Here is a 13,964-nt window from a genome sequence, read left to right as displayed (position 1 = left end):
CACGCAGGCCAATGGCAGGCGGCCCGGGGTACCACGATGGAGACAACCGGCACGAGCACGCCGACGGCACCCCTGCGGGTGCCGCGCCGCGGTGCCCTGGCGCTGCTGCTGGCGGTCGCGCTGGGCGCCACGCTGCTGATCGCCACCCTGCTGTGGTCCGCCCGCGCCGATGCGCTGCGCGCGGCGCAGGTGACGGCGCTGAACTACGCACGCACGCTGGAAGTGCGGCTGGACGCCACCTTCCGACGCGCCGACGCCGTGCTGCAGATGCTGGCCACCTCGGTGCCGCTGGACGCCCTGGAACCCGGCGGCGCGGACCTGCACGGTGCCGCGCTGAACGCCGAGCTCGATGCCGCGCGGCGCGCCTTCGACGAAGTCATCGCGCTGCGCATCACCGACGCCAGCGGCCAGCAGCTGTACGTCAGCAACGCCGCCGCCACGCCCACCGCCAACTACGCCGACCGCGCCTTCTTCCGCCGCTATCTCGAGGACCCGGCCGCGGGCCTGCAGTTCAGCGAAGTGCTGCAGGGCCGCATCACGCGGCGGCCGGTGGTGGTGATCTCGCGGCCCATCCGCGACACCGCCGGCCGCTTCCGCGGCACCGTGCTGGCACCGCTGGACCTGGGCTTCTTCCGCCAGCAGTTCGCCAAGCTCGATGTCGGGCGCAGCGGCGTCGTCTTCCTGCGGCGCAGCGAAGACGGCCGGCTGATGCTGCGCTGGCCCGAGATCGAGAGCGAGATCAACCGGCCGATGCCGCCGGACCAGGTCATCCTGGTCGCGGTGCGCTCGGGGCTGAAGGAGGCGGTGAACGAATACACCGCGTTCACCGACGGCGTGCGCCGCATCTCGGGCACGGTGGTGGTGGAGGGCTACCCGTTCTTCCTGACGGTGGCGCTGAGCCACGACGACGTGCTCGCGCCGTGGAAGCGGCAGGCCGCGCTGACGGCGCTGGTGTGGGCGCTGCTGCTGCTGGTGCTGGCGGCACTGGCCTGGCGGCTGCAGCGCAGCGACGGACAGCGCCGACGGCTGGAGGCGCAGCTGCGCGAGGCGCAGCGCATCGAGTCGCTGGGCACGCTGGCCGGCGGCATCGCGCACGACTTCAACAACATCGTCGCGGCGATCCTGGGCAACGCCGCGCTGGCGCGCGACGACCTGCCGCCGCAGCATCCGGCGCGGCGCAGCCTGGAGCAGATCAGCCGCGCCGGCGCCCGCGCGCGCGACCTGGTGCAGCAGATCATGGCCTTCGGCCGCCGCCACAGCCACGCGCTGGTGGCACAGCCGCTGCAGCCGCTGCTGGAGGAGACTGCCGCGCTGCTGCAGCCCACGCTGCCCCCCGGCACGACGCTGGAGTGCCGCTGCCCGCCCGAGCCGCTGCACGCGCGCGTCGACGCGGCGCAGATGCAGCAGGTGCTGACGAACCTGTGCACCAACGCGCGCCATGCGCTGGCGGGCCGCGGCGGCCACATCACGCTGGGGCTGGAGGCGGTCGAGCCGGCCGACATACCGCCCCACGTGCCGGGGCACGCGCCAGGCCCCGCGCCCGAGCCGTCCGGTCGCCAGCTGCACCTGTGGGTGCAGGACGACGGCGTCGGCATGCCGGCGCACACGCTGGCGCGCATCTTCGAGCCCTTCTTCACGACGCGCCCGGTCGGTGAAGGCACCGGTCTGGGCCTGCCGGTGGTGCACGGCATCGTCGTCGCGCACGGCGGGCGCATCCACGTCGACAGCATGCCGGGCGCGGGCACCACGGTGCACCTGTGGTTTCCCGCCGTCGAGCCCGACGCCACCCCGGAGACGGCAACCAGCTTGGCCGCCCCCACGTCGGCCGCGGGCAGCGCCGACGATGCCGACCCGGCCCCACCGGCCGGGCACGGCCAGCGCGTGCTGTACGTGGACGACGACGAGATCATCGTGCTGATGGTCGATCGCCTGCTGGCGCAGGCCGGCTACCGCGTGCGCAGCTGCCGCAGTGCCGATGCCGCGCTCGCGGTGCTGCGCACCGACCCGCACGGCGTGGACCTGCTGATCACCGACCACAACATGCCCGGCCGCACCGGGCTGGAGCTGGCGCGCGAGGCGGCGGCGCTGCGGCCGCAGCTGCCCATCGTCATCAGCTCGGGCTACATCACCGACACGCTGCGCAGCGACGCAGCGGCGGCGGGCGTGCGCCACCTGCTGCAGAAGCAGCACACGCTGGAGGAACTGGCGCCGCTGGTGCGGAGCCTGCTGGCGCCGCGCTGAAGCGCGGCGCTACAGCATCAGCGCGAGCCGCTCCAGGATCAGCACCGCGAAGAAGCCGAACGCCGCCAGCACCGTCCACTTCACGATCACCAGACCGCGCCTCCGCCACACAGGCTGGTTGGTGCCGATGTACATCGCGAAGCACAGCAGCCCGCTCAGCAGCAGCAGGCCGAAGACGAGCCGGAAGACCAGCATCACCAGGCCGGGGCCAGTTCGGCGAAGCCGCGCGGCGCGTCGGCCTCGCGTTCGAAGGTGACGACGTCGAAGGCGCTCTCGTCGGCCAGCAACTTGCGCAGCAGCCGGTTGTTCAGCGCGTGGCCGCCCTTGAACGCGGTGTAGGCGGCCAGCAGCGGCTTGCCGGCGACCTGCATGTCGCCGATGGCGTCGAGGATCTTGTGCTTCACGAACTCGTCGTCGTAGCGCAGGCCGTCGGCGTTGAGCACGCGGTAGTCGTCGACGACGATCACGTTGTCCATGCTGCCGCCCAGGCCCAGGCCGCGGCTGCGCATCATCTCGACGTCCTTCGTGAAGCCGAAGGTGCGTGCACGCGCGATGTCGCGCTTGTACTGGCCGCTGCCGAAGTCGAACTCCACCCGCTGGCCGGTGGCGTCGAGCGCAGGGTGGTTGAAGTCGATCTCGAAGCTGAGCTTGTAGCCGTGGTACGGCTCCAGCCGTGCCCACTTGAGCGACGCGCCCTCGCCTTCGCGCAGCTCCACGACCTTCTTCACGCGCAGGAAGCGCTTGGGCGCCTTCTGCAGCTCGATGCCGGCGCTCTGCAGCAGGAACACGAAGCTGGCCGCACTGCCGTCGAGGATGGGCACTTCCTCGGCCGTGATGTCGATGTAGAGGTTGTCCAGCCCGAGCCCGGCGCAGGCCGACAGCAGGTGCTCGATGGTCTGCACCTTCGGGCCGCCGGGGTCGCCGGGCGGCGTGATGGTGGTGGCCATGCGCGTGTCGGTGACGTTCTCGGGCGTGACCGGGATGTCCACCGGCGCCGGCAGGTCGATGCGGCGGAAGACGATGCCGGTGTCCGGTGGCGCCGGCCGCAGCGTCAGCTCGACCTTCTGGCCGCTGTGCACCCCGACGCCCACCGAGCGCGTCAGCGCCTTGATCGTGCGTTGCTGGATCATGCCGGGCATTGTCGGGCAAACGCCGTGCACCCGGGCGTCAGCGGTGCACTTCCTCTTCATCGTGGCGATGCAGCAATTCCATCAGCTGCTTGCGGATCAGCATGCCCGGCCGGTCGGAGTCCATCGAGAACTCCACGCCGCGCCGGCGCGTGTCGACCAGCGCGTCGGGGTCGGTGGACTCGAGGATGTCCTTGTCCTCGCGCGTGATCACGTGGTCGAAGTCGATCAGCAGCTGCGCCGGGCAGTCGGCCTCGGTGTCGTTGCGGAACAGCCACTGGCAGAGCTGGATGTGGCCGTCGTCGATGGGCGTGAAGGCGTTGACGATGATGTGGCGCACGCCGCTCGGGTACTCGATGTCGAGCCGGCGGCTGAACGGCAGGTAGTAGGCGTTGCGCATGTGGCGCTGCGTGATCGGCTCGGTGCTGCCGCTGACGCGGTGGTAGGCCGGCGGGTTGGTCGCATCGATCACGGTCTCGGCGTGGAAGCCGCCGTCCCGCTCCACCAGCTGGTACTTGCTCGGCCGGGGCTGCGCCGCCACGCCGAAGGTGGCGCGGTGCACGAAGCTGAAGTGGCTGTTGTCGAAGCTGTTCTCCAGCGCGCGCAGCGGCGCCGTGGCCCAGCGCTCGTAGAACTGAAAGATGGTGCGGAAGGCCGGGTCGTCGAACTCGGGCACCTCGGGGATCGGTGCGATCGGCTCTTCCAGCGCCACCCAGGCGTAGCCGTACTTCGCGACGCAGCGGTAGGCCGGCGTGCAGTAGTCGGCCGGGATCGGCCGGTCGGCCTCGTACTGCGGGATGCGGATCACGCGGCCGCCGCGGTCGTAGGTCCAGCCGTGGTAGCCGCACTCCAGCGCGCCGCCCACGCAGCGGCCCTTGCTGAGCTTGGCCGTGCGGTGGCAGCAGCGGTCCTTCAGCGCCGCGGGCTGGCCCTGGGCGTCGAGGAAGAGCACGATGGCCTCGCCCAGCAGCGTGAAGGGCTGGGGCTGGCCGCCTTCCAGCATCGACAGCGGCATCACGGCGTGCCAGAACTTGCGGAAGACGGGTTGTCGCGTGGTGAGCATCGGGCTCTCCCGGGCTTGAAGTGGAACCTTGCCACACGCCGCAGTGCGCGGTGCGTGCAGCCCTTCAAGCGCAATTTCCGGCCGCGGCTGCACTGCCGCGGTGAACGCTTCTACGCTTGGCCGCAGCGTAGCAGGTGGCGTGCCACAGAATGCGCGCCATGACCGACCACGCCACCGTCTGCGACGTCTTCATCCTGGGGGCCGGCATGTCCGGCCTGTGCATGGCGATGCAGCTGCGGCGCAGCGGGCAGCACGACTTCGTGGTGGCCGAGCAGTCGCCCGGCCTCGGCGGCACCTGGTGGGACAACCGCTACCCCGGCGCCCACGTGGACGTGCCGTCGCCGCTGTACACGTTCAGCTTCGCCCCCAACCCGCGCTGGAGCCGGCGCTTCGCCGCCGCGCCCGAGATCCAGGCCTACATGCAGCACTGCGCCGACAGCCACGGGCTGGCGCCGCACCTGCGCTTCGGCATGCGCGTCACCGCGGCGTGCTTCGACGAAGCCCGCGGCAGATGGCAGATCGACACCACCGGCGCCACCGGCCCGCAGCGCTTCGACGCCCGCATCTTCGTCTGCAGCACCGGCCCGCTGAGCCAGCCGCGCTGGCCCGACATCCCGGGGCTGGACAGCTTCGGCGGCCAGCGCCTGCACTCGGCGCGCTGGGACGCGCAGGTGCCGCTGGCGGGGCGGCGCGTGGCGGTCATCGGCACCGGCTCGACCGCGTCGCAGCTGATCCCGCCGATCGCGGCAACGGCCGGCCACCTGACGGTGTTCCAGCGCACCGCCAACTGGGTGCTGCCGCGCATCGACCGACCCTACAGCGCGCTCGACCGAGCACTGGCGCGGCTGCCACCCTACAGCGCCACGGTGCGCCGGCTCTGGTACCACCTGCTCGAATGGGGCCGGCGCGGCTTCGACGAGGGCACGCTGGCGCGCCGCGGCATGCTGCGCACGGCCGAGGCCCACCTGCGCCGCGCCATCGGCGACGAGAGCCTGCGCGCGAAGCTGCGCCCGCCCTACCCGCTGGGCTGCAAGCGGCTGATCTATTCGAACGACTTCTACCCGGCGCTGGCACGGCCCCACGTGGCGCTGGTGACCAACGCCATCGCGCGCGTCACACCGGGCGGCGTCGTCACCGCCGACGGCCGCACGCACGCGGTGGACGTGCTGGTCTGCGCCACCGGCTTCGACGTGCAGCACTCGCTGGCCGTGCCCATCACCGGCCGCGGCGGCCGTCTGCTGTCCGAGGCCTGGGCCGACGGCCCGCAGGCGCACCTGGGGCTGACGGTGGCGGGCTTCCCCAACCTGTTCCTGATGCTGGGCCCCAACACCGCCACCGGCCACACGTCGACGCTGCTGTTCATCGAACCCGGCGTGGCCTGGGTGCTGCGCGCGATGGCCGAGCTGCAGCGCCGCGGCGCGCGCTGGCTCGACGTGCGACCCGCGGTGATGCAGGCCTACAACGACGGCCTGCAGGCGCGGCTGCAGGGCTCGGTGTGGAGCACCTGCCGCAGCTGGTACCGCGCCGACAACGGCCGCAACATCGCGCTGTTTCCGGGCTTCACGGGCGAGTACGTGCGGGCCGTGGGCGCGCAATCCTTCGGCGATTTCGAGTTCGGCTGAGACACCGGCTGGCGGGGTCGCGCCCGGTTGTGGCCTAATCCCGGGTTCGCCCCAAGTTTTCTCCGGAGCCTCCATGGCCAACAAGATCCGTACCGAAGCCGATGCCCGCGCCACCCCCCGCCCCGTGGCGCCGAACGGCGTGACCGTCACCATCCGCCTGGGCCAGAAGCGCAGCCTCGAGCGCGGCGTGCACACGCGCAGCAAGAAGAACCCGGGCAAGCGCCCGAAGAAGGGCGGCTGATCCCGCACCGGGTGCCCGGCAGCGCCCGGGCACTGCCGGCACGGGCACGGACCCTGCCACCATGCTGAGAATCACCGAGCTGCGCCTGCCGCTCGACCACGGCGAGCACGCGTTGCGTCCCGCCGTGTTGTCACGTCTGGGCATTGCCGACGGTGCGCTGCGCAGCTGCACCGTGTTCCGCCGCGCCTGGGACGCGCGCAAGAAGGCGGCGATCCAGCTCGTCTACACGGTCGACTGCAGCATCGACGACGAGGCCGCGGTGCTGGCGCGCCACGCCGGCGACCCGCATGTGCGGCCGGCGCCCGACACCCGCTACCGCTACGTCGGCCACGCGCCGGCTGACTTCTTCGCTGCCGAACGCCCGCGCCCGGTGGTGATCGGCTTCGGCCCCTGCGGCATCTTCGCGGCGCTGGTGCTGGCGCAGATGGGGCTGCGCCCCATCGTGCTGGAACGCGGCAAGGAGGTGCGCGAGCGCACCAAGGACACCTGGGGCCTGTGGCGCCAGGGGCGGCTGCACCCGGAGTCGAACGTGCAGTTCGGCGAAGGCGGCGCAGGCACCTTCAGCGATGGCAAGCTCTGGAGCCAGATCAGCGACCCGCGCCACCTCACGCGCAAGGTGCTGACCGAGTTCGTGAAGGCCGGCGCGCCGGAGGAGATCCTGTTCGTCGCCAAGCCGCACATCGGCACCTTCCGGCTGGTGGGCATGGTCGAGAAGATGCGCGCCGACATCACGGCACTGGGCGGCGAGATCCGCTTCCAGCAGCACGTGACCGACCTGCACATCGAGGACGGCCAGGTGCGCGGGCTCACGCTGGCCAGCGGCGAGCAATTGCGCGCCGACCACGTGGTGCTGGCGCTCGGCCACAGCGCGCGCGACACCTTCGCGATGCTGCAGCGGCGCGGCGTGGCGCTGCAGGCCAAGCCGTTCTCGGTGGGCTTCCGCATCGAGCACCCGCAGGGCGTGATCGACCGTGCGCGCTTCGGGCCGAACGCGGGCAACCCCATCCTGGGCGCGGCCGACTACAAGCTGGTGCACCACGCCGGCAACGGCCGCGCGGTCTACAGCTTCTGCATGTGCCCCGGCGGCACCGTGGTGGCGGCGACGTCCGAGACCGAGCGTGTCGTCACCAACGGCATGAGCCAGTACTCGCGCAACGAACGCAACGCCAATGCCGGCATCGTGGTCGGCATCGACCCGCAGGACTACCGCCAGGACGGCCTGCGCGAAGGCCCGGTGAACCCGCTGGACGGCGTGGTCTTCCAGCGCTTCTGGGAAAGCCGCGCCTACCAGCTGGGCGCAGGCGGCTACCGCGCGCCGGGCCAGCTGGTGGGCGACTTCCTGCGCCGCCAGCGCTCGACCGTGCTCGGCGGCGTCGAGCCCTCGTACAAGCCCGGCGTGACGCTGACCGACCTGGCGCAGCCCGGCAACGAGAGCCTGCCGACCTACGTGCTCGACGCCATCCGCGAGGCGCTGCCGGCCTTCGAGAAACAGATCCGCGGCTTCTCGATGCCCGACGCGGTGCTGACCGGCGTGGAGACGCGCACCTCGTCGCCGCTGCGCATCCCGCGCGGCCGCGACCACCAGAGCCTGAACGTGCGCGGCCTGTACCCGGCCGGCGAAGGCGCGGGCTATGCCGGCGGCATCATGTCCGCGGGCGTGGACGGCATCGAGGTCGCCGAGTCGCTGGGCCGCGCGCTGCTGGGCGTGCAGGCCACCGCTTAGGCGCTGGGCGGCGCCTTGCCGATCAGCGCCGTCATGCGCGCCACGTCGCGCTCGAAGGCGTCGACCGTGATGTCGGACACCAGCGCGTGCAGCAGCACCGTGCGGGCGACCTCGGTGCTGACGGCGAAGTCCTTGTGCAGCGCACTGCGGGTGTCGGCGGGCAGCTGCTGCAGCAGCGCCGCCACCAGTGCATCCAGTGCCACGAGGCTGCCCTTGAGCTCGCAGATGCGCTCGGTCGCGTCCTGCAGGTCCTTCACGGGGCGGGGCGGAACGTCGAAGCCAGTGCCATGGTGTCCCCTTGTTCGGCACCGGCGATGGTACGCCCTGCGGCCTCAGAACCTCGGCAAGGTGGCCAGCGACACGCGGCCCGCCGCGGCGTCGGCCATGATCTGGTCGCGCTGCTCCCAGCCGCGCAGCTTGCCGGGGTTGAGCAGGCCCTGCGGGTCGAAGCGCAGCTTGCTCGCCACCACGTCGGGGTTGACCTCGCCCTGCTTGCCGTCTTCCACGCGCCAGACGTGCGGGTTGGCGATGTAGACGCCGGCATCGCGGTGGGCCTGCATCACCGCGTTCAAGCGTTCGTCGCTGCTGTAGCGCACCAACTGCAGGCCCGAGCAGGTCATCGCGCCTTCCTTGGTGCGGATGAACTCCAGGTGCACCAGCACCTCGTCGCCCAGCTGCGCGCGCAGCTGCCTGGCCAGCGCCACGTGCGGGCCGGCGGGGAAGCCGCTCTGGATGTAGGTCAGGCCCTTGTCGACCTTCATCGCGTGCAGCGTGGTGTGGTTCCAGGTGTATTCGACGATGGTGCGGTTGCTCTTCTTCACCTCGTCGGGCGTCTTGCGGTAGGTCACGGTGCCGCCGAACTCCGCCACCAGCTGCTGCAGGCCGGCCTCGGCGTGGTCGGCGACCAGCACGAACACGGCGTGGCTGCCGGGCTGCATCGCGCCGGCCAGCACCGGCACCGCCTGCAGCAGCAGGTCGGGGATGGGGGCCGCCAGCAGCGTGACGCTCTTCTTGACCAGCCCCGGCGCGCCGGCCAGCGCGTCGGCGAACTCGATCGCGGCATCGAAACCCGGGAAGCAGACGATGGCCTCCAGCCACGGGTGCGCCGGCGCCAGGCCCACTTCGAGCTCGAGCACGAGGCCGTTGGTGCCGTAGACGTGGTGCAGCAGCAGCGCCTCGGGCGCGCGCAGTTCCACGGTCTTGGGCTCGGGCTCGATGCTCATGGCCTTCACGCCCAGCACGTTGCCGGTGCTGGCCAGCGGGCCGTGGTTGATGCTGCCGACACCGCCGAAGCCGCCGCCGTACAGGCCGCCCAGCGTGGCGCTGCGGAAGGTGCTGGGCACGCAGCGCAGTTCCCAGCCCAGGCCGCGGCGACCATCGGGGCCTTCCACGCCCTGCTGCGTCTGCCGGTCCATCTCCATCATGCGGATGCCGGCCTGCGCGCGCGCCACGCCGCCGCGGTGCCACAGCAGCTGGTTGTAGGCCGACAGGTCCAGCACCACGCCGCCGTGCAGCGGCATGCACTGGCCGTAGTTGCCGGTGCCGCTGCCGCGCACGGTGATCGGCAGGCCGCCACGCGCGCAGCCGGCGACGACGGCGCGGATCTCGTCCTCGGTCTTCGGCCGCGCCACGGCGTCGGCGCGCAGGCCGTCGAGCTCGCGCTTGAGCACCGGGCTGAACCAGTAGAAGTCCTGGCTCAGGCGCTCGACGCGGGCGTCGGTGATCCACTCCAGCGCCGGCAGCGCCTGCACGAGCGCGGCGGTGCCAGCGCGCACCTGGTGGGGGTCGAAGCTCATTGCAGCATCCCCCGCACCAGACGCTGCGCATCGGCGCGCAGCTGCGCCAGGTCCAGCCCCGGGATGGCGTCGTGTTCGACGACCACACGGCCCTGCACCAGCAGCGCCCGCAGCGTCGGCCGGCCGCCGCCGGCCACGGGGCCGATCGCGGGGTCGTGCAGGCCGAAGTGGCGCGGCTGGTCGAGGCTGTAGACGGCGATGTCGGCGGCCTGGCCCACGGCCAGCGTGCCCACGCCGTCGAGCCCCAGCACGCGTGCGCCGCCGGCCGTGCCGATGTGCACGACGTCCGCCACCGTCATCGCACCGGCGCCGCCGCCGGGCTGCGCCGCGTGCGGCTCGGCCCCCGGCAGCGGCCCGCGCGGGCCGGCACGCGGGTCGGCGCGGTGCACCAGCCAGGCCATGTGCGCCTCGCTGGCCATGTCGGCGGCTTCGTTGCTGGCAGCGCCGTCGACCGCCAGCGACACCGGCACGCCCAGCGCCAGCGCCTCGGGGATGCGCGCGATGCCCGAGCCCAGCCGGGCATTGCTCTGCGGGCAGTGCGCGATGCCGGTGCCGGTGGCGGCGCACAGCCGCAGCTCGTCGTCGTCCAGGTGCACCATGTGCGCGAACCAGACGTCGGGGCCGACCCACTCGTGGCGCTCGACGAACTGCATCGGCGTGCAGCCGTGCACCTCGCGCGCCCAGCGCACGTAGTCGTAGGTCTCCGACAGGTGGCTGTGCAGCCGGATGCCCAGCCGCCGCGCCTCGCGCGCCAGCGGCTTCAGTTCGTCCTCGCGGCAGCTCCAGTTCGGCGTGGTGATGGCGCTGACGACGCGGCGCATCGCCATCGGGCCCGGGTCGTGGAAGCGCCGCACGTCGTGCTCGACGCCGGCCAGGAAGGCCTCGAGCGTCTCGGGCGCGCTCTGCGGCGGCGCCTGCATGTCCGTCATCGCGCGCGCCTGGGTCTGGCCGCCGCGGCACAGCACGAAGCGCAGGCCGAGCTTCTCGGCTTCCTCGAACACCACGGCCGAGGCGTCGAAAGGCATGCCCGGGTAGTAGTGGTACTGGTGGTCGGCCACCGTGCTGCAGCCCGACAGCGCCAGCTCCACCAGCCCGACGCGGGCGGCGATGCGCAGCGCCTCCTCGCCATCGAAGAAGCGCCGGTACGGCACCGGCACCGAGGCGAGCCACGGCAGCAGCGCCTGGTCGATGCCCGCGGGCACGCCCTTGAGCAGGCTCTGGAACAGGTGGTGGTGGGTGTTGATCCAGCCCGGGTAGACGACGCAGCCGCTGGCGTCGAGCACACGTTCGCCGGGCTCGGCGGCCAGCGTGCCGATGGCGGTGATGACGCCGCCGCGCACGCGGATGTCGGTGCCGCCGGCGGCGCGCATGGCGTCGCGGCGGCCGGTCCACAGGTGGGCGGCGCCCTTCAGCAGCAAGGTGTCAGTCATGGTGGGTTTCGCTTTCGTGCCAGCTGCCCAGCGCCCAGCGCGACAGCACCGACATCGCGGCGAACAGCAGCACGCCGGTGACGGTGATGAGCGCCAGCGCGGCGAACATGCGCGGGATGTTGAGTTGGTAGCCGGCCTGCAGGATCTGGTACGCCAGGCCGGTGCCGGTGCCACCGGTGCCGGCCACGAACTCGGCCACCACGGCGCCGATCAGCGCCAGCCCCGAGCTGATGCGCAGGCCGCCGAAGAAGTACGGCAGCGCCGACGGGATGCGCAGCCGCAGCAGCACCTGCAGCCGTGTGGCGCGGTTGAGCTTGAAGTAGCTCATCAGACCCGGGTTCACGCTGCGCAGGCCGAGCGTGGTGTTGGCGATGATGGGAAACAGCGCCACCAGCGTGGCGCAGATCACCAGCGAGGCCGTCGGGTCCTTGACCCAGATGATGATCAGCGGCGCGATGGCCACGATGGGCGTCACCTGCAGCAGCACGGCGTAGGGGAACAGCGCCGTCTCCACCAGCCGGCTCTGCACGAAGGCGAACGCGATCAGCACGCCGACCACGGTGGCGGCGATGAACGAGAACAGCGTGATCTTCAGCGTGTTCAGCAGCGCGCCGAACAGCAGCGCCGCGTCGACCACCAGCGTCTCGGCCACGCGCAGCGGCGACGGCACCAGGAACGGCGGGATCTCGAAGCCCACCACCAGCCCCTGCCAGGCCAGCAGCAGCAGCACCGCCACCAGCAGCGGGTAGAAGACCTTCTGCATCTGCGGTGTCATGACAGCCCCTCGTCCGACGAGTACGTCCGACGATCCCCCGAGGGGATGCGGGCCGGCTTGGGAGCGGCCCGGCGCTCGGCCCGCCGCGCGGCCGTTGACACCAGGTGTCTCACGCCAGCGCCTCCTCGGTGCCGCCGCTGGCGCGCAGCAGGCTGTCCTGCAGCCGCTTGGCGTACTGGCTGAAGGCGGTGGAGACGCGGAAGTCGGGGCCGCGCGGATAGGGCTCGTCGATCACCACTTCCTCCACCACGCGCCCGGGTCGCGCCGCCATCACCACGACGCGGTTGCTCAGGTACACGGCCTCGTGGATGCTGTGCGTGACGAACAGCACCGTCAGCTGCTGCGCGCCCCACAGGCCCAGCAGGTCGCTGTCGAGCCGGTTGCGCGTGATCTCGTCGAGCGCGCCGAAGGGCTCGTCCATCAGCAGCAGCGTCGGCTGCGTCACCAGGCCGCGCGCGATGCTCACGCGCATCTGCATGCCGCCCGACAGCTCGCGCGGCAGGTTGTCGGCGAACTTCTCCAGCCCCACCAGCTGCAGTGCCGCGGCGACGCGCGCGTCGGCTTCGCTGCGCGGCATGCCGGCCAGGTCCAGCGGCAGCCGCACGTTGGCCTGCACGCGCGCCCAGGGCATCAGCGTGGCTTCCTGGAACACGAAGCTCAGGGCCCGGCCGGTGGCCTGCAGCTGCTCGACCGGCTTGCGCCACAGCAGCAGCCGGCCGTCGCTGGGCTGCAGCAGGCCGGCCACCATCTTCAGCAGCGTGCTCTTGCCGCAACCCGAGGGCCCCAGCAGCGTGACGAACTCGCCGGCCTGCACCGTCAGGTTCACGGGCATCAGCGCCCGCGTGCCGTTGGGGTAGGTCTTCTCGGCCGACAGGACTTCGACAGCGGGGATCAAGGCAGGATCTTCAGGTCCTTGACGAACTCGGTCGTGTAGGTCTTCTTCACGTCCACCTTGGCCGGGTCGATGAGCTTCATCGCGACCATCATGTCGTAGGTCTTCTGCATGCGCGCGTCGGTGATGATGCCCACGCCCATGGTCGCCGCGTCGCCGCTGAACACCATGCCGCTGGAGTTCAGCAGCTTGATGCCGTTGGCGATCTTGTCGTCGGTCATGTTCGGGTTGTCCTTCTTGATCAGCGCGTTCGCCGGGGCCGGGTTGCCCTTCAGGTAGTCCTTCCAGCCCTGCATGCTGGCCTTCACGAAGGCCGCCACCTGCTTGGGCTTCTTCTTGATCGTGTCTTCCATGCACACGATGGTGGTGGAGTACGGGGGCCAGCCGTTGTCGGACAGCAGCATCACCGTGGGCTTGAACTTGGCCTGCTGCTCGATGGCATAGGGCTCGCTGCTCAGGTAGCCCTGCTGCACCACGTTCTTGTCGGCGATGAAGGGCTGGATGTTGAAGGTGTAGGGCCGCACCTGCGCGTCGGACAGCCCGAAGGCGTTGCGCATCCAGGGCCAGTAGTTGGTGTTCGCGTCGGCCGAGATCAGGATGGTCTTGCCCTTCAGGTCGGCCATGGTCTTGACCACGTCGGGGTGGCCGATCATGACCTGCGGATCCTTCTGGAAGGCCGCGCCGACGCTCATCGCGTTGATGCCCTGCTCGCGCGCCTTCATGGTCTGCACGTCGTAGCCCATGAAGCAGTCCACCTGCCCGGCGGCGAGCAGCTGCATGCCGTTGACCTGCGGCCCGCCCATGCGGATGGTGACGTCCAGGCCCTCCTTCTTGTACAGCCCCGTGGCCAGCGCCTGGTAGAAGCCGCCGTGCTCGGCCTGCGCGTACCAGTTGGTCATGTAGGTGAACTTCTCCTGCGCCTGGGCGGCCGCGGCGCCGGCAAGCAGTGCGGCGGCGATCAGCGCGCGGTGGGCAGGGCGGACAAGGCAGTGCTGGGGCATGGTGTCTCCGGGGTGGTGCTGTCGGAAGCTGGGGGACGTCGGGGCAGTGGGGA

The 13,964-nt window shown here is 71.4% G+C and carries 13 protein-coding genes; 4 read left to right on the top strand and 9 right to left on the bottom strand.

Features of this window, described 5'->3' with window-relative positions; translation table 11 throughout:
- Positions 1-36: 36 nt before the first annotated feature.
- Positions 37-2,241, top strand: coding sequence for an ATP-binding protein (locus ACPOLB_RS20130; protein WP_425257815.1), 2,205 nt, complete (start codon positions 37-39; stop codon positions 2,239-2,241).
- 9 nt (positions 2,242-2,250) lie between these two features.
- Here the strand turns inward: ACPOLB_RS20130 and ACPOLB_RS20125 are convergent, their stop codons facing one another.
- From ACPOLB_RS20125 to ACPOLB_RS20115, 3 genes are read right to left on the bottom strand one after another with little or no spacing between them, the layout of a single operon-like run.
- Positions 2,251-2,436 carry a hypothetical protein gene (locus ACPOLB_RS20125; protein ID WP_425261952.1) on the bottom strand — a complete coding sequence of 62 codons (186 nt, stop codon included), beginning with the start codon at positions 2,434-2,436 and terminating at the stop codon, positions 2,251-2,253.
- Positions 2,436-3,371: a UDP-3-O-acyl-N-acetylglucosamine deacetylase gene (gene lpxC / locus ACPOLB_RS20120; protein WP_425257814.1), complete on the bottom strand. Its 936-nt coding sequence runs from the start codon at positions 3,369-3,371 to the stop codon at positions 2,436-2,438. The genes ACPOLB_RS20125 and lpxC overlap by 1 nt, the downstream gene beginning before the upstream one ends.
- A gap of 37 nt (positions 3,372-3,408) precedes the next feature.
- Positions 3,409-4,431, bottom strand: coding sequence for a Rieske 2Fe-2S domain-containing protein (locus ACPOLB_RS20115; RefSeq protein ID WP_425257813.1), 1,023 nt, complete (start codon positions 4,429-4,431; stop codon positions 3,409-3,411).
- 158 nt (positions 4,432-4,589) lie between these two features.
- On the opposite strand from ACPOLB_RS20115, the gene ACPOLB_RS20110 reads away from it, so the two are divergent.
- From ACPOLB_RS20110 to ACPOLB_RS20100, 3 genes are all read left to right on the top strand, one after another.
- The gene (locus tag ACPOLB_RS20110; RefSeq protein ID WP_425257812.1) at positions 4,590-6,053 is read left to right on the top strand and encodes a flavin-containing monooxygenase; all 1,464 of its coding nucleotides are present in this window, start codon (positions 4,590-4,592) and stop codon (positions 6,051-6,053) included.
- A gap of 73 nt (positions 6,054-6,126) precedes the next feature.
- On the top strand, positions 6,127-6,294 hold the full coding sequence (locus ACPOLB_RS20105; RefSeq protein ID WP_425257811.1) for a hypothetical protein: 168 nt from the start codon (positions 6,127-6,129) through the stop codon (positions 6,292-6,294).
- 61 nt (positions 6,295-6,355) lie between these two features.
- A complete protein-coding gene (locus tag ACPOLB_RS20100; protein WP_425257810.1) occupies positions 6,356-8,017 on the top strand; it encodes an NAD(P)/FAD-dependent oxidoreductase in 1,662 nt (553 codons plus the stop codon).
- Here ACPOLB_RS20100 and ACPOLB_RS20095 read toward each other — a convergent pair.
- The 6 genes from ACPOLB_RS20095 to ACPOLB_RS20070 all read right to left on the bottom strand — a co-directional run bounded on the left by ACPOLB_RS20095 (position 8,014) and on the right by ACPOLB_RS20070 (position 13,911).
- A complete protein-coding gene (locus tag ACPOLB_RS20095) occupies positions 8,014-8,274 on the bottom strand; it encodes a hypothetical protein (protein ID WP_425257809.1) in 261 nt (86 codons plus the stop codon). The genes ACPOLB_RS20100 and ACPOLB_RS20095 overlap by 4 nt on opposite strands.
- A gap of 75 nt (positions 8,275-8,349) precedes the next feature.
- Positions 8,350-9,813 carry an FAD-binding oxidoreductase gene (locus tag ACPOLB_RS20090; protein ID WP_425257808.1) on the bottom strand — a complete coding sequence of 488 codons (1,464 nt, stop codon included), beginning with the start codon at positions 9,811-9,813 and terminating at the stop codon, positions 8,350-8,352.
- Positions 9,810-11,243, bottom strand: a complete 1,434-nt coding sequence (locus ACPOLB_RS20085) for an amidohydrolase family protein (RefSeq protein ID WP_425257807.1) — start codon at positions 11,241-11,243, stop codon at positions 9,810-9,812. Before ACPOLB_RS20085 ends, ACPOLB_RS20090 begins: the two co-directional genes overlap by 4 nt.
- Entirely contained in the window at positions 11,236-12,018 is a 783-nt protein-coding gene (locus ACPOLB_RS20080) for an ABC transporter permease (protein WP_425257805.1), read from the bottom strand. The genes ACPOLB_RS20085 and ACPOLB_RS20080 overlap by 8 nt, the downstream gene beginning before the upstream one ends.
- A gap of 109 nt (positions 12,019-12,127) precedes the next feature.
- Complete coding sequence (locus ACPOLB_RS20075) at positions 12,128-12,913, bottom strand: ABC transporter ATP-binding protein (protein ID WP_425257804.1); 786 nt, start codon at positions 12,911-12,913, stop codon at positions 12,128-12,130.
- Positions 12,910-13,911 carry an ABC transporter substrate-binding protein gene (locus ACPOLB_RS20070; protein ID WP_425257803.1) on the bottom strand — a complete coding sequence of 334 codons (1,002 nt, stop codon included), beginning with the start codon at positions 13,909-13,911 and terminating at the stop codon, positions 12,910-12,912. Before ACPOLB_RS20070 ends, ACPOLB_RS20075 begins: the two co-directional genes overlap by 4 nt.
- Positions 13,912-13,964: the final 53 nt, after the last annotated feature.

Origin of the sequence: Rubrivivax soli, from assembly GCF_049810355.1 — a bacterium.
GTDB lineage: Bacteria > Pseudomonadota > Gammaproteobacteria > Burkholderiales > Burkholderiaceae_C > Rubrivivax.
The sequence above is the reverse complement of the archived record's forward strand: the minus strand, read 5'-3'. Positions and strand labels throughout refer to the sequence as shown.